General features: G+C 57.7%; 18 protein-coding genes. 3 read left to right on the forward strand and 15 right to left on the reverse strand.

The genetic code is table 11. The features are described from left to right. Positions 1-113 precede the first annotated feature (113 nt). Both OXR04_RS12390 and bsmA read left to right on the forward strand, forming a co-directional pair. Positions 114-2045 (forward strand): methyl-accepting chemotaxis protein, encoded by a 1932-nt coding sequence (locus OXR04_RS12390; RefSeq protein ID WP_267369890.1) that lies wholly within the window; start codon positions 114-116, stop codon positions 2043-2045. A 56-nt stretch (positions 2046-2101) separates the two neighbouring features. Then, on the forward strand, positions 2102-2428 hold the full coding sequence (gene bsmA / locus OXR04_RS12395) for a biofilm peroxide resistance protein BsmA (RefSeq protein ID WP_009087458.1): 327 nt from the start codon (positions 2102-2104) through the stop codon (positions 2426-2428). Here the strand turns inward: bsmA and OXR04_RS12400 are convergent. The 15 genes from OXR04_RS12400 to nnr all read right to left on the reverse strand — a co-directional run bounded on the left by OXR04_RS12400 (position 2402) and on the right by nnr (position 20421). Then, entirely contained in the window at positions 2402-4030 is a 1629-nt protein-coding gene (locus tag OXR04_RS12400; RefSeq protein WP_267369889.1) for an isovaleryl-CoA dehydrogenase, read from the reverse strand. The genes bsmA and OXR04_RS12400 overlap by 27 nt on opposite strands. A 95-nt stretch (positions 4031-4125) precedes the next feature. Next, positions 4126-4860, reverse strand: a complete 735-nt coding sequence (gene rlmB, locus OXR04_RS12405) for a 23S rRNA (guanosine(2251)-2'-O)-methyltransferase RlmB (RefSeq protein ID WP_009087460.1) — start codon at positions 4858-4860, stop codon at positions 4126-4128. Between the two features lie 71 nt (positions 4861-4931). Then, positions 4932-7424, reverse strand: coding sequence for a ribonuclease R (gene rnr, locus OXR04_RS12410; RefSeq protein WP_267369888.1), 2493 nt, complete (start codon positions 7422-7424; stop codon positions 4932-4934). Between the two features lie 16 nt (positions 7425-7440). Next, complete coding sequence (gene nsrR, locus OXR04_RS12415; RefSeq protein ID WP_046102609.1) at positions 7441-7884, reverse strand: nitric oxide-sensing transcriptional repressor NsrR; 444 nt, start codon at positions 7882-7884, stop codon at positions 7441-7443. Between the two features lie 218 nt (positions 7885-8102). After that, on the reverse strand, positions 8103-9401 hold the full coding sequence (locus tag OXR04_RS12420) for an adenylosuccinate synthase (protein ID WP_009087463.1): 1299 nt from the start codon (positions 9399-9401) through the stop codon (positions 8103-8105). 166 nt (positions 9402-9567) lie between these two features. Continuing rightward, positions 9568-9768, reverse strand: coding sequence for a DUF2065 domain-containing protein (locus OXR04_RS12425; RefSeq protein ID WP_009087464.1), 201 nt, complete (start codon positions 9766-9768; stop codon positions 9568-9570). 56 nt (positions 9769-9824) lie between these two features. After that, on the reverse strand, positions 9825-10829 hold the full coding sequence (gene hflC / locus OXR04_RS12430) for a protease modulator HflC (RefSeq protein ID WP_009087465.1): 1005 nt from the start codon (positions 10827-10829) through the stop codon (positions 9825-9827). A gap of 3 nt (positions 10830-10832) precedes the next feature. Further along, positions 10833-12071, reverse strand: a complete 1239-nt coding sequence (hflK, locus tag OXR04_RS12435; RefSeq protein ID WP_009087466.1) for an FtsH protease activity modulator HflK — start codon at positions 12069-12071, stop codon at positions 10833-10835. Between the two features lie 92 nt (positions 12072-12163). Beyond that, positions 12164-13444 (reverse strand): ribosome rescue GTPase HflX, encoded by a 1281-nt coding sequence (gene hflX, locus OXR04_RS12440; RefSeq protein WP_046102611.1) that lies wholly within the window; start codon positions 13442-13444, stop codon positions 12164-12166. A gap of 73 nt (positions 13445-13517) precedes the next feature. After that, entirely contained in the window at positions 13518-13829 is a 312-nt protein-coding gene (gene hfq, locus OXR04_RS12445) for an RNA chaperone Hfq (protein ID WP_009087468.1), read from the reverse strand. 104 nt (positions 13830-13933) lie between these two features. After that, the gene (gene miaA / locus OXR04_RS12450) at positions 13934-14884 is read right to left on the reverse strand and encodes a tRNA (adenosine(37)-N6)-dimethylallyltransferase MiaA (protein WP_046102612.1); all 951 of its coding nucleotides are present in this window, start codon (positions 14882-14884) and stop codon (positions 13934-13936) included. Then, positions 14877-16721 (reverse strand): DNA mismatch repair endonuclease MutL, encoded by a 1845-nt coding sequence (mutL, locus tag OXR04_RS12455; RefSeq protein ID WP_267369887.1) that lies wholly within the window; start codon positions 16719-16721, stop codon positions 14877-14879. Before mutL ends, miaA begins: the two co-directional genes overlap by 8 nt. Before the next feature lie 48 nt (positions 16722-16769). Next, on the reverse strand, positions 16770-18431 hold the full coding sequence (gene amiB / locus OXR04_RS12460; RefSeq protein ID WP_267369886.1) for an N-acetylmuramoyl-L-alanine amidase AmiB: 1662 nt from the start codon (positions 18429-18431) through the stop codon (positions 16770-16772). Next, the gene (gene tsaE / locus OXR04_RS12465; protein ID WP_267369885.1) at positions 18428-18904 is read right to left on the reverse strand and encodes a tRNA (adenosine(37)-N6)-threonylcarbamoyltransferase complex ATPase subunit type 1 TsaE; all 477 of its coding nucleotides are present in this window, start codon (positions 18902-18904) and stop codon (positions 18428-18430) included. The genes amiB and tsaE overlap by 4 nt, the downstream gene beginning before the upstream one ends. Continuing rightward, on the reverse strand, positions 18901-20421 hold the full coding sequence (gene nnr, locus OXR04_RS12470; protein ID WP_267369884.1) for a bifunctional ADP-dependent NAD(P)H-hydrate dehydratase/NAD(P)H-hydrate epimerase: 1521 nt from the start codon (positions 20419-20421) through the stop codon (positions 18901-18903). The genes tsaE and nnr overlap by 4 nt, the downstream gene beginning before the upstream one ends. Between nnr and queG the strand changes: the two genes are divergently transcribed. Continuing rightward, positions 20420-21559, forward strand: a complete 1140-nt coding sequence (gene queG, locus OXR04_RS12475) for a tRNA epoxyqueuosine(34) reductase QueG (RefSeq protein WP_009087474.1) — start codon at positions 20420-20422, stop codon at positions 21557-21559. The two genes, nnr and queG, sit on opposite strands and share 2 nt — an antisense overlap. Positions 21560-21639 lie beyond the last annotated feature (80 nt).

Genomic DNA, 21639 nt, shown 5'->3' on the forward strand with positions numbered 1-21639 from the left:
TGTGGATGATTTAACGAAACGTGCCGCTGCGCTTAGCGGCCGGATTTCGCCCTAAACTTTTCCCCCTCCCTGCCGTTGATGGTGTACCCCCATAACTTGTTCAAAGGTAATTTATGACGCGTCTCTCTCTCAGCGGCCTGAGTCTTGGAGTTAAGCTGTCTGTACTGACGTCTCTCAGCGTTGCGCTGCTGTTGCTGGTACTCACCCTGACTCAAAGCCACAACGCCTCACGCCAGCTGGAAAATCTCGCCATCGATGACATGCACAATCAGGTGCAGGGCATTAATGAAATGGCCTCCATGTTCAACGCCACCCTCACCGAAGAGGTGAGCCACTATACCAATCTGTTTATCAGCTTTTTACCCAGGCGCTTCAGCCTTGATGACAGCGCCAGAATTCAGGTGGGCGCATTTTCAACGCCCGTGCTGCGCGCCGGATTAAAAACGCTGAACCTCGATCAGGTTGCCGTCGACGATTTCACTGACCGCACCGCAGCGGTGGCGACGATTTTTGTGCGCGATGGCGATGATTTTATCCGCATCTCCACCTCGCTGAAAAAAGAGGATGGCAGTCGGGCTATCGGTACTCAGCTTGATCGCACCGGCGCCGCCTGGAAAAGCGTTCACGAAGGCAGGGCATATCAGGGCCTGGCCACGCTGTTCGGCCACCGCTATATCACGCAGTACCAGCCGGTAAAGGATGAGAGTGGCAGGGTCGTTGCCATCCTCTTCGTCGGCGTCGGCATTGACAAGCAGTATGCGCTGATGCGCGAAAAAATCCTGGCTCGCCGGCTGGGTGACAGCGGTCATTTCTTTGTGCTCAACGGCACGCCCGGTAAGACGCAGGGCAACTATCTGTTTGACCAGCACAACGAAGGAAAACAGCCCGGCTGGGATAGCGCTATCCTGCAGCCGCTATTGACGCAGCCACAGGGCATGCAGCAGGTGGAGATTGACGGTGAGCAGAAAATCCTGGCCTGGCAGCAGCTGCCGGGCTGGAACTGGGTGATCACCGGCGAAGTTAACCGTGCCAGCCTGCTGGCTCCGATTACCCACAGCCGTAACCTGTTCCTGATGACCGGACTGATTCTGGTGGTGATCTTTGCGCTGGGGTTTGTCTGGTACAGCCGCCGGGCCATTACCCATCCGCTGCAGCAGGTGATCCATCTGGCGGAGCAGTATGCCGCCGGTAATCTGCAGGTCAACCTGAAGACCACCCGCTCTGATGAGGTAGGCCAGCTGATCGTGGCAATTAACGGTATTGGAAACGGTCTGGAAAAAATCGTCAGCCAGGTGCGCGTTGCCGCACAGGAGATCAGTGACGGTACGGATACCATCGCCGTCAGCAGCCATAACATCAGCGAGCAGATTGGACGTCAGGCCAGCAGCGTCGAGCAGACCTCCGCCAGCATGGAGCAGTTTGGCGCAACGGTGGAACACACCGCCGACAGCCTGCGTCAGGCGATGTCCCTGGTGGCGGAAGCCAGCGGAATCGTCAGCCACGGCAGCCAGACGGTGGAGCGCTCGGTAAACACCATGTCAGCGATTAAAGTGTCCTCACAAAGCATTGCGGACATTACCCATGTGATTGAGTCGATTGCCTTCCAGACCAACATCCTGGCGCTGAATGCCGCCGTTGAAGCGGCGCGAGCCGGTGAACAGGGCCGCGGTTTTGCCGTGGTCGCGGCAGAAGTGCGGGCACTGGCACAGCGGTCGGCGCAGGCGGCCAAAGAGATCGATGGGCTGATTGCCACCTCCATCGGCAACGTGGCAGAGGGACATCAGCTCTCTGAACAGACGCGCGATGCGATGAGTGACATCGTGACGCACATCGAGCAGGTGCAGGCGCTGATGGGCGAGATCAACGTGGCGGCGCAGCAGCAGGCGGCGGGCATTGGTCAGGTTAATCTGGCGATGAATCAGATCAGTCAGGCGACCCATCAGAACAGCGAGCTGGTGGCGCAGGCGGAAAACAGTGCGCAGACGCTGAGTGATAAAGGTCATCATCTCACCCAGCTGGTCAGCGTATTCAGCCTTAAAGCCTGACCGCCTTCAGGACGATGACATACACTTACTGTCTCGTCCTGAAAAAGGGTTTTGCTATGCGTTCCGCTTACTTACTGATCCTGAGCCTGCTTCTGGCAGGCTGTTCCGCCCTTCAGACAACGCCAGAAGCGCCGCCTGCTCCAACGCAGCAGGCACAGGAGATTTCACGGTCGCAGAGTGGCGGCTTACCGAAGCTGGGTAATATCACCGTGAATGTGCATGGCTCGCCGGATGACGCCCAGCGGGCGGTGGCCGCCCGGGCCAATCAGGCCGGAGCGGTTTACTATCAGATCGTGGCGCTGAGTGAAACGGTGATGCCTGGCTTGTGGTACGCCAGTGCGATTCTTTATGGTGCGTCACCGGCCACAGGCGCGGGCCAGTAAACGATCGGTCACTGCGGCTTCCAGCGGGCGTGAACCGCGCGGGTCGAGCCACTGCTGGCACCAGGCATCGGCCAGCGGCGGCTCGGCATATTTCAGCAGCTGAGCGCCCGTCGCCAGCAGTAGCAGCGTGCGGGTGACCTCGCGCGCCTGCTCTTCAGGGATGTGGCTGAGTCTCAGCCGCAGCTGACGCCAGCGCGCATCAAAATGCCGGTTACTTCCTTTTACCGCCTCAAACTCCTGATTCAGCATCTCAGCCACCTCAGCCTGGCGGGCGAGCACGCGCAGGACGTCCAGACACATTACGTTGCCCGACCCCTCCCAGATACTGTTGACCGGCATGTCACGATAGAGACGCGGCAGCTCACTCGCTTCGCAGTAGCCAATCCCGCCCAGCACCTCCATCGACTCCGCTACAAACGGCGCGCCCGCTTTGCAGATCTGATACTTAGCGGCCGGGGTAAATAAGCGGGCAAAGGTGACCTCATGCGGTTTCGCCGGCTGCGACCAGGCGCGCGCAAGGCGCATCAGCAGCGCAGTCTGCCCCTCCAGCTGCAGCGCCTGCTGAGCCAGCACCTGCCGCATCAGCGGCAGATCCACGAGGTTTTTCCCCTGCACCTGACGCTGGTGAGCATGCCAGAGTGCCACCGAGAAGGCCCGCCGCATCTGCCCGTGACTGCCGAGTGCACAGTCGAAGCGCGTCATCCCGGCCATCTTCAGGATCAGCCGCACCCCTTCACCCTCTTCTCCCAGCAGCCAGCCCGTCGCCTCGCGAAACTCCACTTCGCAACTGGCGTTCGAGCGATTGCCCAGCTTCTCTTTGAGCCGTTCAAGCTGAATGGCATTGCGGGTGCCGTCGGGCAGCAGTCGCGGCAGGAAGAAGCAGCTTAATCCGGCGGGCGTCTGCGCCAGTACCAGATGCGCATCACTCTGCGGCACGGAGAAGAACCATTTATGGCCGGTCAGCCGCCAGGCTTCTCCGGGGCCGCGCGCCTCAAGCGGTTCTGCAAAGGTGGTGCTGGTAAGCAGATCGCTGCCCCCCTGCTTCTCTGTCATTCCCATGCCGATCAGCAGGCCACGTTTCAGGTCGCCAGGCTGCGCATGGGTATCGTAGCGGTCGCTGAGCAGCGGATCGAGCCAGCCCTCAAATGCGGCGGGCAGACAGGTCTGCAGCAGCGGAATGGCAGCGTGTGTCATGGTCATCGGGCAGAGCGTGCCCGCTTCAACCTGTGCATGCAGGATAAAGCGCGCGGCGCGCGCCACGCTCGCCTGTTCCCGAACCGCAGGCTGCCAGCTGAGGTTGTGCAGGCGGCTGGCGCAGACGCCCTGCATCAGCAGGTGCCAGGCGGGGTGAAAACGGACCTCATCCAGCCGCACGCCACGGGCGTCATAGCGCTGCAGCTCAGGGGGTTCAGTATTGGCAAGCCGGCCAAGCTCCAGCGACTCGGCTCCGCCGAGCTGTGAGCCAACGGAGGTCAGCCATTCCCGATCCCATCCGGCCCCCTCACGGGAAAGGGCTTCGCTGAGCGGCGTATCGGAAAGAAACAGATTACTGTTGCTGAGAGGATGGGGCTGATTAAAAACGGTGTGTGTTGTCCAGGTCATAACCACTCCTCGCGGATGTCACTCCGTAAGTATGCGAAGGACGCGGGGTTATGCCTGGTACAGAAACTAATTTGTGGCGAGGATCACATCGGGGATCAGGCGTTGCGCTGGCGCACCGCTTCAAACAGGCAGACGCCGGTGGCCACCGAGACGTTGAGCGACGAAACGCTGCCGGCCATCGGAATGCTGATCAGTTCATCGCAATGTTCACGGGTCAGGCGACGCATGCCCTCACCCTCTGCGCCCATCACCAGCGCCATCGGGCCGGTCATTTTGCTCTGGAAGACGGTATGGTCAGCTTCACCTGCGGTGCCGACAACCCAGATGTTGTACTCCTGCAGCAGACGCAGCGTACGCGCCAGGTTGGTGACGCGGATCAACGGCACATTTTCCGCCGCGCCGCTGGCCACTTTTTTGGCGGTGGCGTTCAGAGGGGCAGAACGATCTTTCGGCACGATAATCGCGTGCACACCGGCCGCATCCGCGCTGCGCAGACAGGCGCCCAGATTATGCGGGTCGGTGACGCCATCCAGCACCAGCAGAAACGGTTTGTCCAGGCTCTGCAGCAGATCCGGCAGATCGCCCTCCTGATACTGACGGCCGGGTTTTACCCGTGCCACGATGCCCTGATGCACCCCGCCTTCGACCTGACTGTCGAGCCATTTACGCTCCGCCAGCTGAATGACGATCCCCTGAGCTTCCAGCGCGGCGACCACGGGTTGCAGGCGACGATCGTCGCGGCCTTTGAGGATAAAGACTTCCTGAAAACGTTGTGGAGCACGTTCCAGCAGCGCCTGCACGGCATGGATACCAAAAATAATTTCGCTCATCAATCTGCTCAGTGGTTGGAAATGAAAAGAATAACCGCCCTTTCTCCGGAGAGAAAAGGCGGTGACGCGCCTCAGTCAGACTCAGTCTTTCTTCTGGCGCGCTTCGCCTTTGTGGCGGCGGCGATTTTACGGGTTTTTTCCGAGACGTTTTTACTTTTTTTCTCGCTATTTGCCCCGGCAGATTTGCCTTTGCCTCCCCGGAAGGCGGCGTCCGGCTCGAAGTTAGACTTACGGCTCGCATCGCGACGGCGCTTCGCTGGCGCTTTATCGTCGCGTTTTGCGCGGTCGAGCGCGGTTTTTCCTTCGCCACGCACCTGCCGCTGACTGGAGATCAGGGCAAAGTCGATTTTACGCTCGTCCATATGCACGGCTTCCACCCGCACTTCCACGGTGTCACCCAGGCGATAGGTGCGCCCGCCCGATTCACCAATCAGACGCTGCCCTACCGGGTCAAAACGGTAGTAGTCATTGTCGAGTGAGGAGACATGCACCAGACCATCAATGAAGAGATCGTTTAAGCGCACAAAGAAGCCAAATCCGGTGACGCTGGAGATGACGCCGTTGAACACGTTACCGACCTGATCCTGCATGAAGTCACACTTGAGCCAGTCCGCCACATCGCGCGTCGCTTCATCTGCGCGGCGCTCGGTCAGGGAGCAGTGCAGGCCCAGTTGCAGCATCTGCGGCATGTCATAGTGATAGCCCCCGGTCGCGGTCGTCAGATCTTTGGCAACGCTGCGATCTTTCGGCATCAGGTACTTAATGGCGCGCTGAACCAGCCCTTTGCCTTCATCCTGCTCTTTTGCCAGCAGATATTTGATGGCGCGGTGCAGCGTCAGATCCGGGTAGCGACGGATCGGCGAGGTAAAGTGAGCATAGGAGGAGAGGGCCAGACCGAAGTGGCCGCGGTTCTCCGGATCGTACACCGCCTGCTTCATGGAACGCAGCAGCATGGTCTGCAGCATTTCCGCATCCGGACGATCGGCCACCTGCTTCAGCAGCGCCGCATAGTCAACAGGCTGCGGTTTGTTGCCGCCTGGCAGGCTCAGTCCCAGCTCATTGAGCACGGTACGGAAGCTCTTGATGCTCTCGTCGGTCGGACGATCGTGGTCGCGGAACAGCGCCGGTTCCTGATTTTTCTCGACAAAGCGTGCCGAGGCGATGTTTGCCAGGATCATGCACTCTTCGATCAGCTTGTGGGCGTCATTACGGGAGACGCGTTCCACCCGCTCAATACGGCGCTCGGCGTTGAAAATAAACTTCGCCTCTTCCGTCTCAAACGAAATACCGCCGCGCTCTTCGCGGGCAGCATCCAGCGCCTGATAGAGGTTATGCAGCTCTTCAAGATCTTTAACCAGCGGCGCGTACTGCTGACGCAGCTCTTTGTCGCCCTGCAGGATATTCCAGACCTTGTTATAGGTCAGACGCGCATGGGAGTTCATCACCGCTTCATAATGTTTGAAGCCGGTCAGTTTACCCTTGGTCGAAATGGTCATCTCGCACACCATACACAGGCGATCCACCTGCGGGTTAAGCGAACAGAGGCCATTCGACAGCACTTCCGGCAGCATCGGCACCACCTGTGACGGGAAGTAGACCGAGGTGCCGCGCTGATGCGCCTCATCATCCAGTGGCGTGCCCGGACGAACGTAGTAGCTCACATCGGCAATCGCGACCCACAGACGCCAGCCACCCCCGCGCTTTTTCTCACAGTAGACGGCATCATCGAAGTCACGGGCATCTTCACCATCAATGGTGACCAGCGGCAGTTTGCGCAGATCGACGCGGCCTTTTTTCGCCTCTTCCGGCACCTCTTCTTTCAGCTGGCTGATCTGGGCTTCTACCTGCGGCGGCCAGGTGTGCGGAATTTCATGGGTGCGCAGCGCCATATCCACGGCCAGGCTGGTGCCCATATCTTCGCCGAGGATTTCAATCACTTTACCGATCGCTTTGCTGCGGCGGTTCGGGCGCTGCACCAGCTCTACCACCACCACGGAACCCATACGGGCCTGCATCGTCTCTTCTGGCGGGATGAGAATATCGAAACTCAGGCGACTGTCATCCGGCACCACGAAGCCGGCACCGGCATCGGTAAAGTAGCGGCCAACGATCTGATTGTTGCGGGGTTCCTGCACCCGGACCACGCGCGCTTCGCGACGGCCTTTGCGATCGGCACCCAGTGGCTGCGCCAGGATCACGTCACCGTGCATGCAGAATTTCATCTGTTCAGCGGAAAGATAGAGGTCATCTTTCTGACCTTCCGCCCGCAGGAAGCCGTAGCCATCACGATGGCCGATAACTTTACCGCGCAGGAGATCGAGGCGTTCTGGCAGGGCATAACACTGACGGCGGGTGAAGACCAGCTGACCATCACGCTCCATGGCGCGAAGGCGGCGACGCAGCGCCTCAAGCTGCTCTTCATCGTGCAGATTCATCTCTTCAGCCAGCTCTTCACGGCTGGCCGGTTTTTCACGTTTTTCTAATAAAGCCAGGATAAATTCACGGCTTGGAATAGGGTTTTCGTATTTTTCAGCTTCTCTATCCTGAAAAGGATCTTTTGACATAACGGTTCCTCCGATGTCATTTAATATTTATATCCGCCGGCGATTTGGACAGTATGATTTCATAAAGTGGCGTATTGCCTTCGACCAAATCGGCCAGCGTATAGTTATCCAGCTCCTGCAAAAATCGCTGTACTGCATCATGCAGCGCCTGTTTAAGACGGCAGGCGGGCGAAATGGAGCAGGAGGGGCAATCGACTAATTGTAGCGGCTCCATCCTGCGGACCACTTCACCAATCACAATCTGACGCGGCGGCATACCCAGACGAATACCGCCATTTTTACCCCGTGTTGCAGCGACATAGCCCGCCCGGCTCAGCTGATTAATGATTTTGACCATATGGTTACGCGACAAACCGTACGTGTCGGTTACCGCAGTAATATTGGTCTGCTGGCCTTCAGGTAACGAGGCCAGATAAATCAGGGCCCGTAAGCCATAATCAGTAAAACTCGTGAGCTGCACAGTAACCTCAGTGAACCTTCAGGCGTTGCATGACATTGTTCGCCTTACAATGGGTGTCGGGATTAAATCGGATCGCCATTCGATTAACTACGATGATAAACCAGAGTGTGATTGGCCGTGCGTTTTTTTCAGTCAGCACCGGGTTTGACAAGCGAAGGGAAGATAAGTGGCATCAGAGAGTGGAAAAACAAGGGCCGGACAGCGTCCGGCCTCAATCATTATGCGTCGAACGGATCGCGCAGAATCATGGTTTCACTGCGATCGGGACCGGTTGAAATAATATCAATCGGCACACCCGTTACCTCTTCAACGCGCTTGATGTAATCACGCGCCGCCTGAGGTAAACCTTCCAGCGTCTTAACGCCAAACGTTGTCTCGCTCCAGCCTGGCAGCGTTTCGTAGATCGGCTCAATGCCTTCCCAGTTCTCTGCTGCCAGCGGCGTAGAGGTCACTTCGCGGCCATCCGGCATACGGTAAGCGACACAGATTTTCACCTCTTTCAGGCCATCCAGCACGTCCAGCTTGGTCATGCAGAAACCTGACAGGGAGTTGATCTGAACTGCACGGCGAACGGCTACCGCATCCAGCCAGCCGGTACGACGACGACGTCCGGTGGTCGCACCAAACTCGTTGCCCTGTGCACACAGGAACTCACCGGTTTCATCGAACAGCTCGGTCGGGAACGGGCCTGCACCTACGCGGGTGGAGTACGCTTTCACAATACCCAGCACGTAGTCGACATAACGCGGACCGATACCTGAACCGGTCGCCACGCCACCTGCGGTGGTGTTGGACGAGGTCACGTAAGGATAGGTCCCGTGGTCGATATCCAGCAGGGTACCCTGCGCGCCTTCAAACATAATCAGATCGCCACGCTTACGCGCGCTGTCCAGTAGTTCAGAGACGTCAACCACCATGCCGGTCAGGATGTCAGCGACTTCCATCACATCGCTCAGCACTTTGTCGAAATCGACGGCTGGCTCTTTGTAGTACTCCACCAGCTGGAAGTTGTAGAAATCGACCACTTCCTTCAGCTTGGCAGCAAAGGTTTCTTTGTTGAACAGGTCGCTGACGCGCAGTGCGCGACGCGCCACTTTATCTTCATAAGCCGGTCCGATGCCACGGCCGGTGGTACCGATCGCTTTGGCACCGCGCGCACGTTCACGCGCCATGTCCATCGCAACATGATATTGCAGGATCAGCGGACAGGCTTCAGAAATCAGCAGACGTTCACGTACCGGAATCCCGCGCGCTTCCAGACCTTTCATCTCCTTCATTAAGGCTTCAGGAGAGAGCACAACACCGTTACCAATGATGCTGGTCACGTTATCGCGCAGAATGCCAGAAGGGATCAGGTGGAGGACGGTTTTTTCACCGTTGATGACAAGCGTGTGGCCCGCATTGTGGCCGCCTTGATAACGCACAACGTAATTCGCGCGTTCAGTCAGAAGGTCTACAATCTTACCTTTACCTTCGTCACCCCATTGGGTGCCCAGTACGACGACGTTCTTACCCATTTCTCAAAATCACCGATTGCTTAAAAAAGGATTCTATCATCTGATCCCGCTGTTTTCAGCACTTTTAGCATACGATTGCGCGCTTTTTTGCCTGAGTTTTGATCACTACAACATGTTGGGGATTCTGGCGCAAAAAGGCACAATTTAGCCGGTTTCAGCCACGGTTTCAGACGTTGCCGTGCAGACTCAGCATGCAGTAGATGACCATGCCTGCCACCACCAGTCCGCCACCGAAACGGTGCAGCAGACGATCCGGTAAGCGGGTCATCGACAGGATCATGCGTCGCCAGAGGCGTGGCATAAACATCGGCCCCAACCCTTCGAGCACTAACACCAGCGCCAGTGCCATCCAGATGCTTGTTTTCATTCTGATACCCAAAAAAAAGGCCGACAACATTGTCGGCCTGTAGGTTATATCAGTTCTTAGCGTGTCGCGTTAGAGGGCGCCTTCATATATCGGAAGAAGTCGCTATCCGGGCTTAACACCATCACGTCCTGATTTTCGCTGAAGCTGTTTTCGTAAGCACGCAGGCTACGAATAAAGGCGTAGAAGTCAGGATCTTTGCTGAACGCATCGGCAAACAACCGGGCCGTTTCCGCATCACCATCACCGCGGGTGATCAGCGCTTCACGCTGCGCTTCGGCCAGCGTACGCGTGACCTGATAATCCGCCTGGGCGCGCAGTTTTTCCGCCTCTTCCTGACCCTGTGAACGCTGGCTGCGTGCAACCGCTTCACGCTCAGCGCGCATACGGTTGAAGATCGCATCAGACACTTCGGTCGGCAGGTTGATCTGCTTGATGCGCACATCAACGACCTGAATACCTAACGCGGCCATACTGTTCGGATTCGGAGCGGGCTCATTGCTGTTGGTTTCACGCTCAACACGGGCCGCTGCGCTGGCAATCGCGTCATCTGCCGCTGGCGTCGCCACTTCATCATCGCTGCCGACAGAACCGGTGTTCAGCGCGTCACGCACGTCCGTGGTCAGGCGACCGCGGGAATCCGTAACGATATCTTTCACATCCAGACGGCCCATTTCCGAACGCAGGCGGTCACTGAACTTACGTTTCAGCAGCACTTCCGCCTGAGAGACATCCCCGCCACCGGTGGCCAGGTAGTAACGACTGAAGTCGCTGATACGCCACTTGATGTAGGAGTCCACGATCAGATCTTTCTTCTCTTTGGTGACGAAGCGATCGGCCTGATTGTCCATGGTCTGGATACGTGCATCCAGCGTCTTAACCGTTTCCAGGAATGGGATCTTGAAATGCAGACCCGGCTCAAACACCTGCGGCTTGTTTTCGCCGTCGCGCAGAACTTTACCGAAGCGCAGCACGATGCCGCGCTCGCCTTCCTGCACCACAAACAGCGACGCATAGAGCGCCACCAGCACGACGATAATTAAAAATATTATTGGCTTACGCATCGATTACTCTCTCCCTTCGCGCTGGCTGTCGCTGCGCTGAGCATTCGCCCGGCGCTGATCCATGATGTTATCCGGACTGTATGACGACGTGTCATTGCGGCTGGCATTGCGATCGGAGAGCGCAGGCAGTGACGAGCTGGTGCCGCCCTTCTGACCGTGCTGGCCGGATGCAGCCTGACCGCCACGCATCAGCTGGTCCAGCGGCAGCATCATCAGATTATTACCGCGATCGTTAACCAGAACTTTGCGGGTATGGCTCAGTACGCGTTCCATGGTCTCAATATAGAGACGCTCCTTGGTGATCTCTGGCGCCGCTTTATACTCCGGCAGAATCTTGGCGAAACGCGCCACTTCACCCTGCGCTTCCAGAACGGTTCGCTCTTTGTAAGCGCGCGCCTCTTCCAGAATACGTTGCGCCTGGCCATTCGCACGAGGCTGAACTTCGTTAGCGTAGGCTTCCGCTTCACGGACGTACTGCTCGCGGTTTTCACGCGCGGCGATAGCGTCATCAAACGCAGATTTCACCTCTTCTGGCGGACGGGCCGCCTGGAAGTTGACGTCCAGTACCGCGATGCCCATGTTGTACGGGCGAATCGTCTCGTCAATTTCACGCTGGGTATCGCTACGCACCACGGTACGACCTTCGGTGAGGATGCGATCCATGGTAGAACGACCAATTACGCCACGCAGCGCGCTGTCGGTCGCCTGACGCAGGCTGTCGTCGGCGCTGGTGACCGCATAAAGATAGCGTTCCGGATCGGTCACGCGGTACTGCACGTTCATCTCTACGCGCACCACGTTTTCGTCAGAGGTCAGCATGACGCCAGACGCCGCCAGTTCACGCACCGACTCGACGTTGACCGCACGAACCTGATCGATGAAGGTCGGCTTCCAGTTCAGACCTGGTTCGACCAGGTGACTGAACTTACCGAAACGCGTGACCACGCCCCGTTCCGCTTCTTTGATGGTGTAGAAACCGCTTGCAGCCCAGATGACGACCGCCGCTACCGCGACGATGCCAGCCAGTTTGCCACCGCTGCCGGAGCCGCGCTGACCGTTATCGCTCTGTTTGCCACCGCCCAGTCCGCCAAGCTTCTTGCTCAGTTTACGGAAGATATCATCCAGATCAGGAGGCCCGGATTCCCGTCCTCCCTTATTCCCCCCAGAGTTGCCGCCTTGATTATTGCTGCTTCCCCACGGGTCGCGGTCCTGTCCGTTATTTCCGGGCTGATTCCACGCCATGTTCTACTCCATTTATTGTAATTACGGTTTTTACCCTTCATTTTTCGGATGCGACAATCGTCTAATGTTAAGGTAAATGCGTTTTGGCAATATCAAACAATGTAACTGGTCAGCGACGGTTCCTGCTTACATAAACGCATCCATTCAATAATGGGCATACGTATCTGCAATCCTACACTGCCGTCTTCTTCATTCCACTCTTTCTCAATCGCCTGCAACTGATAGAAGCGACTGCGAAGTCGCCCCGCTTCCGGTGGCAGACGTAATGCATGCTGAGCAATCTCCCCGGACAGCCGCTCAGAGAGCGCCTGCCAGAGCAACGGAAGGCCTGCACCGGTCTGGGCAGAGAGCCAGACACGAATAGGCAGATTCTCTTCGTTGCGATCGATACGCGGCTCAAATCCGTCGAGCATATCGATTTTATTCATCACCAGTAACGTCGGGATCTCATCCGCTTCAATTTCTTCGAGGACGGCATCGACGGCAGCCATATTATCGGTGACGCGAAGATCGGCGCCATCAACCACGTGCAGCAGCAGCGTCGCCTGGCGTGTCTCCTGCAGCGTGGCTTTAAACGCGGCAACCAGGTCGTGAGGAAGATGGCGAATAAACCCGACCGTGTCCGCCAGCACGACTTCCCCGACATCAGCCACATTCAGACGGCGCAGCGTAGGGTCGAGCGTCGCAAACAGCTGGTCTGCGGCAAAGACGTTGGCCGAGGTCATGGCATTAAAGAGGGTCGATTTGCCGGCGTTGGTATACCCCACCAGCGAAACGGTCGGCACATCCGCTTTGGCACGTGACTGACGCCCCTGTTCGCGCTGCTTTTCAACCCGCTCAAGGCGAGACAGAATCTGGCTGATGCGTCCGCGTAACAGACGGCGGTCTGTTTCTAACTGGGTTTCACCCGGACCCCGCAAACCAATCCCGCCCTTCTGGCGTTCAAGGTGGGTCCAGCCGCGCACCAGACGTGTGGCGAGATGGCGAAGCTGTGCCAGCTCGACCTGCAATTTACCTTCGTGGGTGCGTGCCCGTTGGGCAAAGATATCCAGAATTAAACCGGTGCGATCAATGACCCGGCATTCGCACAGGCGCTCGAGGTTTCTTTCCTGAGCGGGCGTAAGGGCATGATCGAATAAGACGACCGATGCTCCTGTTGTTTTTACCGCATCGGCAATTTCAACGGCTTTTCCTTCACCGACAAAATACTTGGGGTGTGGCGCTTTACGGCTGCCAGTTACCACTTGCAGCGCCTCAACGCCAGCAGAAGAGACCAGGGTTTCAAACTCCTGCAGATCTTCTACTTCTTTGTCTTGGGAGAACCAGATGTGTACCAGTACGGCCTGCTCACCGGCATCATAACGGTCAAACAAGCTATAACCTCGCTAAAATAAAAGACCAGGACGGAAAACCACTGTTCTCCGATCCTGGCTGTACGGCGACGCGTTACTCTGCGTTATCACCGTCTTGTTGTGGCTGTGGCTGCGCAGATGTGTTGCTGCCACCATGATGATAATTGTTGCTGCCGCCACCGGTATTATTGCTATGGTGAGAAACCGGGCGTGAAGGAACAACGGTAGAAATGGCATGTTTATAAACCATCTGACTTACCGTGTTTTTCAACAAAATGACGAACTGATCAAATGACTCAATCTGACCCTGCAGCTTAATACCGTTAACCAGATAAATCGAAACCGGAACACGTTCACGACGCAGTGCGTTCAAAAACGGGTCTTGTAATGATTGCCCCTTAGCCATTCTATCTTTTCCTTATATGCTTGTTGTTTGTTGCTCGTAGAACCTATGGTTCTGAAAAAAACTGCGTAAAAATTTGCGCACGATAACTCATCAATTGTACACAATCACCCATGCTTCGCACTAAGAACCTGTAACACCGTATCACGCGCCAGCCGGGGCTCGTCACTGTCAAGCCAGTGAACGTTTTCCCAGCCACGTAACCAGGTCATCTGTCTCTTAGCGAGCTGCCGGGTTGCGCAAATTCCCCGATAAACCATCTCGCTGTAATCGATTTCGCCTGATAAATAAGACCACATCTGACGATAGCCAACACAACGAATGGAAGGCATGTCCGTATGCAAATCACCTCGTGCAAACAGGGCCCGAGCCTCCGCTTCAAATCCTGACGCCAACATCTGCTCAAAACGTAACGCGATGCGCTGGTGCAGCAGTTCGCGGCTCGCGGGGGCGATGGCAAACTGATGCACGTCGTAGGGTAACGCTTCACCGGAGGTTTTTGTCAGTTCCGTTAAAGTTTTACCCGAAATAAAAAAAACTTCCAGTGCTCGCGAAAGTCTCTGCGGATCATTCGGATGAATACGACTACCAGCAACCGGGTCGATCTCACACAGCTGGCGGTGCAAAGCTTCCCAGCCTTTTTCACGCGCCGTTTGCTCTATCTGCTGACGAACGTCAGGATCGGCCGAGGGCAACGGCGACAATCCTTCAAGTAACGCCTTGAAGTAGAGCATGGTTCCACCAACAAGCAACGGAATTCGTCCAGCCTGAACGATATCCGCCATTTCTGCTAAAGCATCGCGCCGGAACTCCGCAGCCGAATAGGCTTCTGCGGGATCGCGGATGTCGAGCAGACGATGGGGGGCCACTGCTAACTCCTCAGCCGACGGTTTTGCCGTACCAATATCCATCTGACGATAGATTAAGGCAGAATCGACGCTGATTAGTTCCACCGGTAACTGCCTGCGCAGTTCAATGGCTAATGCGGTTTTACCCGATGCAGTGGGTCCCATCAAAAAAATCGCCTTTGGCCGGCCAGCCTGGTTCAGTTCACTCATGCTTCAACGCGTTAATCGCGCTCTCAATCTCTAAGGGCTGTAACAAGCCTGAAGGTGGCGATTTCAGTAGCTGTGGGCAGAGCCGTTCGAGCTCTGCCAGCAGGTTGATCGCCTGTGAGTGATTCCAGTCGGAGGACGCTGCATCCTGACGCCGTGCCAGCCACTGGGCCAGTTGCGTCGCAGAGTTCTCCTGCTGCCGGGCGAGATAGCCTAACAGTTCAGGAATCAAGATTTGTAAATTTTGTGTTCGTAACGGTAAAGGCACTGCACGCAGGGTCACGTGGTCACCGTCAGGCTGCAGATCGATACCCATCTGACTGAGCAGACTGCTGTTTTCTTTGGCGGCCTGACACTCCTCCCGCGCCATTTTCAGGCGCACCGGAATCAGAAGGGGCTGCGGTTTAAGCCCCTCTTCACCCGGTTCGAGCTGCGCCTGCTTCAGCCAGCGCGCCGCGACCGGCAGCGCCATCAGGAACAGTTTCTGGTCCTGTTCCAGCAGCGCATAGTGGTTCTGCAGGACGGTCAGCACCCGGCCAAAACTCTGCGCATGGGCCGCCAGCGGCGTGGCTTTCTCCGGCTGACGCCGCGCAGCCGGTTCGCGGGCTTCAGGCGCCGCCGCACTGGCGGCAGGCGTTTTCAGCAGCTGCTGATAAACCGCGCCTTCACGCTGACGATAGACGTTCTCTTTGTTTTGCCATGCGGGGGCGGGCGCGGCCGGTCGGTTCTCACTGGCGGAGGTCGCAGGCTGGGCAAAATGGTTGCCCCCGGCGGCCTGACGATTCTCCGGCTGCCAGCGTGGGGCCGGTTCTTCTGCTTTCAGCGCGGGCAGCGCTGGTGCGGCAACCGCCTGAAGCGCGCTGACCACGCCCTGATAAATAAAGTCATGCACCAGACGTGACTGATGAAACCGCACTTCATGTTTGGCCGGATGGACGTTGACATCCACCTGATGCGGATCGATCTCCAGATAGAGCACGTAAGCGGGTTGCTGCTCATCCTGCAGCTGGTCCTGAAAAGCCTGGCGGATAGCGTGGTTGATCAGCCTGTCACGCATCATGCGGCCATTGACGTAGCAATATTGCAGCTCGCTGACCTGACGCGACCCGGCCGGATCGGCGACCCAGCCGCGCAGCGAAAGATCGTCATGTTGCCAGTCGATGCGCAGCGCATGCTGCATAAAGGTGGTGCCACAGATGGCGGCCAGCCGCCGTTCGCGCTGACTCTCCTCGCTGACGGCCCGATACTGGCGCATCATTTTGCCGTTGTGGCTGAGTGAAAAGGCGACATCAAACCGCGCCAGCGCAATACGACGAATCACCTCGTCAATGTGACCAAATTCGGTTTTCTCGGTGCGCATGAATCTGCGCCGCGCGGGGGTGTTATAAAACAGGTCCAGCACTTCCAGCGTGGTGCCGCAGGGGTGCGCAGCCGGCTTGACCGTCACCGCCATCTCACGCCCTTCGGCATAAGCCTGCCAGGCTTCGGTCTGATCGGCAGTACGCGAGGTTAAGGTCAGGCGGGAGACCGAACTGATACTGGCCAGCGCTTCGCCCCGGAACCCCAGACTCATGATCGCCTCCAGGTCATCCAGCGAGGCAATTTTACTGGTAGCGTGCCGGGCGAGCGCCATCGAGAGTTCGCTTTTCACGATGCCGCAACCGTTGTCACGGATGCGGATAAGCTTTGCGCCCCCTTTTTCAATATCAACGTCAATGCGCGTTGCGCCAGCATCAAGGCTGTTTTCCACCAGCTCTTTTACAACCGATGCAGGACGCTCAACCACTTCCCCCGCCGCAATCTGGTTTGCCAGCTGAGGCGGTAAAATTTGTATCGGCATGGTGGATATCCTTTTGGCTGACAGCCCGGCGCGTGGCCGGGCGAACAATCAGGATGCAGGGATTTTCAGGTTCTGCCCCAACATTACGTTGGTCGACTTCAGATTGTTGGTCTGCATTATCGCTTTCGGACTGACGCCATAGTGTGCGGCGATACCGGTCAGGGAATCCCCGACGACCACTTTGTGCCGCACAACACCCCGGGCGCGGGTCGTGCGGCTGGCCGTGGCAGTGGCGGGCACCTTCAGCCGCTGTCCGACCCAGACCACATCCCGCTTCAGCGTATTCAGCTCACGCAGCGTCGCCATGCTGACGCCATACTTCGCGGCAATACCGGAAAGCGTCTCACCGCGCGTCACCGTATGACGCTGCGTTGCCCCCGTATATTGCGTCACCCCGGTCGCCGGGTTGCTGGCGACGCTAACCGCCGGCGACGAGCCCAGCGGCCGGTTTTCCTCCTTTGGGATGGATTGCAGCGGGTGCGCCAGGAAATAAGTGCGCAGACCTTTGTAGATCGACTGCGCAATCTTATCCTGGTGTGCGCTACTGCCAAGCAGTCGCTCCTCCGAGGAATTACTGATGAAGCCGGTTTCCACCAGCAGAGAAGGAATGTCAGGTGAACGCAGCACGCCCAGGCTGGCATGTTCAGGCAGCCGTTTATGCAGCGAGGTGACGCCGCGCAGCTGCTGCAACACTTTCTGCGCGATGTCATATCCGACGCGCTGCGAGTGACCAAACTGCAGGTCCAGCACCGCCTGGCTGAGGTAGGGATCCGCCTGGCTGTTAGCCAGCAGGTCGCCTGCGCCGCCCAGCAGCTCAGACTGTTTCTCTTTCTGCTCCAGCCAGTTAGCCATCTCGTTATTGGCACGGCGGTTGGATAAGACCCAGACCGATGCACCGGTGGCTGCGTGGCTCGGCGCCGCATCCGCATGGATTGACACCAGCACGTTCGCATTGGCTTTACGCGCCACGTCAGAACGGCCCATCACCGAGATAAAATAGTCACCATCGCGGGTCAGAACGCCTTTGAACATCGGATCGTTGTTCAGCAGCACCCGCAGTTTACGTGCAATCGCGATAGTGACGTTCTTCTCCTGCAGCCCGCGCTGTCCGATGGCGCCCGGGTCCTGACCGCCATGCCCGGCGTCAATCGCCACAATCACCGTGTCATTGTGGCTGACCGCCGCGCCAGGGCGTACCGTGCTGGCAGAACTGCTCACTGAGGTAACCGGATTGGCGTTAAATGGATTGGCAGCGGCACTCTGGACGGGCGCTCGCGACGGGGCTGTCACCGGAGCGGGTGCGCTGCGCGTCACCGCCGGCGCTTTACCGGTAATCGTGAAGACCACGCTGTAGCTGTTGCCATTGCGCTGGGTAACCGCACGGGTTTTCCCTGCCTGCGTCAGCTCAAACACCAGCCGCACGCTCTGTTTATCTTTCGGGGTACTTGTCCGAATCCGCTTTACGATATTTTCCCCGCTGAAGTTCAGCGGCAGTCCCTGAACCACGCCGCTCTGGCGCACATCAAGCACCACACGATCGGGATTGCGCAGCGGGAAGAAGCCGTAAACAGGCTGTCCGGCAAAGTTCAGGGTAATGGTGGCCTGGCTGTCGCCGTTAGCCACTTTAATATCGGACAACGTGGCGGCAAACAGCGGCGTACAGACCAGCAGCAGCAGTGTCACCAGCGCGATTTTCATCCGTGACATCATGCCTGATCCCTGCCCTGATCAACGTGTTCAATCCATTGCTGTCCGGCTGCGGATTGTGCCGTCAGCTCCACTTCCCGCGCCTCACCCACATAGCGCAGCGTCAGTGTGACATCGGGCGACGGCAGAAAACCAGCGCCCTGCTGCGGCCATTCGACCAGACAGATTGCCTCGCCGCTGAAATAGTCGCGGATCCCCATGAACTCCAGCTCTTCGGGATCGGCCAGGCGGTAGAGGTCGAAATGATAAAGGGTGCGATCACCCAGCGCATAAGGCTCCACCAGAGTGTAAGTAGGGCTTTTAACGTTGCCCTGATGGCCGAGCGCCTGAAGAAAGCCGCGGCTGAAGGTGGTTTTACCCGCCCCCAGATCGCCATAGAGATAAATCACTGCCGCGCTGCCACAGGCGCGCGCCAGCTGAGCGCCCAAACTGAGCGTAGCCGCCTCATCGGGCAAAGAGATAACACAGGTCTTCATGCTTCTTTATTCATCTCAGGATTAACAAACTGCCACAGTAGATCCAGTAAATCTGTTGCCAGCATACCGCGCGTGCCGCGTTGTGCCGCCACCGCATCGGCTGCGGCACCATGCGCCACGCAGCCAGCGCAGGCCGCCCCGAACAGCGGCAGTTGCTGACCCATCAGCGAGGCGATGATGCCACTCAACAGGTCGCCCATACCGCCGGAGGCCATACCGGCATTGCCCACATCAGCAAAGGCCATTTCGCCCTGCTCGCTGGCAATAATCGTACCGGCACCTTTCAGTACCACTACGCCACCATATTGCTGCGCCAGTCTCTGCGCTGCATGTAAGCGGTCACTCTCAATTTCACTGGTCTTGATATTAAGCAAACGTGCCGCTTCGCCAGGATGCGGCGTAATGATGCGATTCTGACGTTTCTCCGCACTGATTGCCAGCAGGTTAAGTGCATCTGCGTCCCAAAGCATCGGCTTTTCACTGCCTGCCACTGCTTTCAGCGCCTGCTTACCCCACTCGCGCTGTCCTAATCCAGGCCCGACCGCGATGACATCGGCCCACTCCAGCGCCTCTTTCAGGCGTTCATCGGACAGTTCATCGACCATCACTTCGGGGCGGGCTGTCAGAATCGGGATAATGTTATCTTTGTGAGTGAGTACTCGCACCAACCCACTGCCGGTGCGCAACGCGGCCTCAGCCGTCATGCGCACTGCCCCGGCCGTTCCGGCATCGCCTCCGACGACCAGCAGACGGCCATGGTTGCCTTTATGCGAGGTGGGTTTGCGCGGCTTGAGCCAGCGGGTCAGTGCGCTGGCATCATAACGCGCCATCGGCGCGGTTTCTCCCGCGAGAAACGTCGCCAGGCCAAGGTCGGCATAATAGAGCGTGCCGATAACGTCGCGGGCTTTGCCGGTAAGCTGGCCTGGCTTCAGCGCCACGACGCTCAGGGTATGTGTGGCGTTAATCACCTCACCGGGCGTCGTGCCGTTTCGCGCGGATAAGCCGGAGGGCATGTCGATGGCGAGGATCGGTGCCGCGTGGGCGTTTGCCTGCTGAATCAGCGTGGCATAGGGTTCCGCAGGCGCGCGCTGTGTGCCGGTGCCCAGCAGCGCATCGACAATCACATCCACCTGCTCTGGCCAGGCCGCACCAGCCGCATGGATCTCGCCGCCCGCATCCAGCCAGGCGTCCCGGGCGCGCTGCGCCTCTTCCGGTAACGCTTTTTCACTGTCACACGCCAGCAGCGTGATGGTTTTACCCGCGGCCTGTCCCAGTCGGGCCAGCACATAGCCATCCCCGCCATTGTTACCGTGGCCGCACAAAATCAGCCAGTGGCGGGCGTCAGGCCAGTGCCGGTTCAGATGCTCATAGGCGGCCTGCCCGGCGCGCAGCATCAGTTCATAGAGGGTAATGCCAAGGGCATCGGCTCCCTGCTGCTCAAGCTGCGCCACCGCCTGCGCAGGCCAGACAGAATATGGTAAACTGCGGTCGTTTCTCTTCGAATCCTGGTCACTCATGTCATACCCTCTCGATCTTCATCAGTTTGCACAACAGATTAAACAGTGGGGATTAGATCTCGGCTTTCAGCAGGTCGGCATCACCGATACCGATCTCAGTGCGGAAGAGCCGCGCCTGCAGGCGTGGCTGGAGAAGCAGTATCATGGCGAGATGGAGTGGATGGCGCGACATGGCATGATGCGGGCGCGTCCGCATGAACTGCTTCCCGGCACGCTGCGCGTCATCAGCGTTCGCATGAACTACCTTCCGGCCAAAGCCGCCTTTGCCAGCACGCTGAAAAATCCCCGACTGGGCTATGTCAGCCGTTATGCATTAGGCCGCGATTACCACAAAGTATTACGCAATCGCCTGAAAAAGCTCGGAGAAATGATCCAGCAGCATTGCAGCGAGCTTAACTTCCGGCCCTTTGTGGACTCGGCCCCGCTGCTTGAGCGACCGCTGGCAGCTAAAGCAGGACTGGGGTGGACCGGCAAACATTCGCTGATTCTGAATCGTGAAGCTGGCTCGTGGTTTTTCCTCGGCGAGCTGCTGATCGATATACCCCTGCCGATTGATACGCCGCAGCAGGAGCAGTGTGGCCGCTGTGTCGCCTGCATGACCATCTGCCCGACCAGCGCTATCGTTGAGCCTTACGTCGTGGATGCCCGGCGCTGTATTTCCTATCTTACTATCGAGCTGGAAGGGGCGATCCCGGAAGCGTTTCGCCCGCTGATGGGCAACCGGATTTATGGCTGTGATGACTGCCAGTTGATCTGTCCGTGGAATCGTTACGGGCAACTCAGCGATGAAAGTGACTTCTCTCCCCGCGCGGCCCTGCATGCACCGGAGCTTATCGATCTGTTTCAGTGGGATGAGGCGAAATTTTTGCGTATCACCGAAGGCTCGGCGATTCGACGGATTGGTCATTTGCGCTGGCTGCGTAATATTGCGGTAGCGCTGGGTAATGCGCCCTGGTCAGCGGATATTGTGCCAGTACTGGAACAGCGGCTCGGAGAGAGTGAACTGCTGGATGAACATATTCTGTGGGCGGTCGCCTGTCAGCAGCAGAAACGCCAGCAACTCGTCGTGGACGTACAGCCTGCTCAGCAGAAACGTCTGGTGCGTGCCATTGAAAAAGGTTTACCCCGTGATGCGTGATTAACCAGCCAGCCGGCAGTTTATCGTTTTCCACACGCTGTGAATAAAAATAAAAAGCTGTTGTCATTCAACTGCAATAA

Source organism: Pantoea sp. GM_Pan_3 (genome assembly GCF_026541045.1).
Taxonomy (GTDB): domain Bacteria; phylum Pseudomonadota; class Gammaproteobacteria; order Enterobacterales; family Enterobacteriaceae; genus Pantoea; species Pantoea anthophila.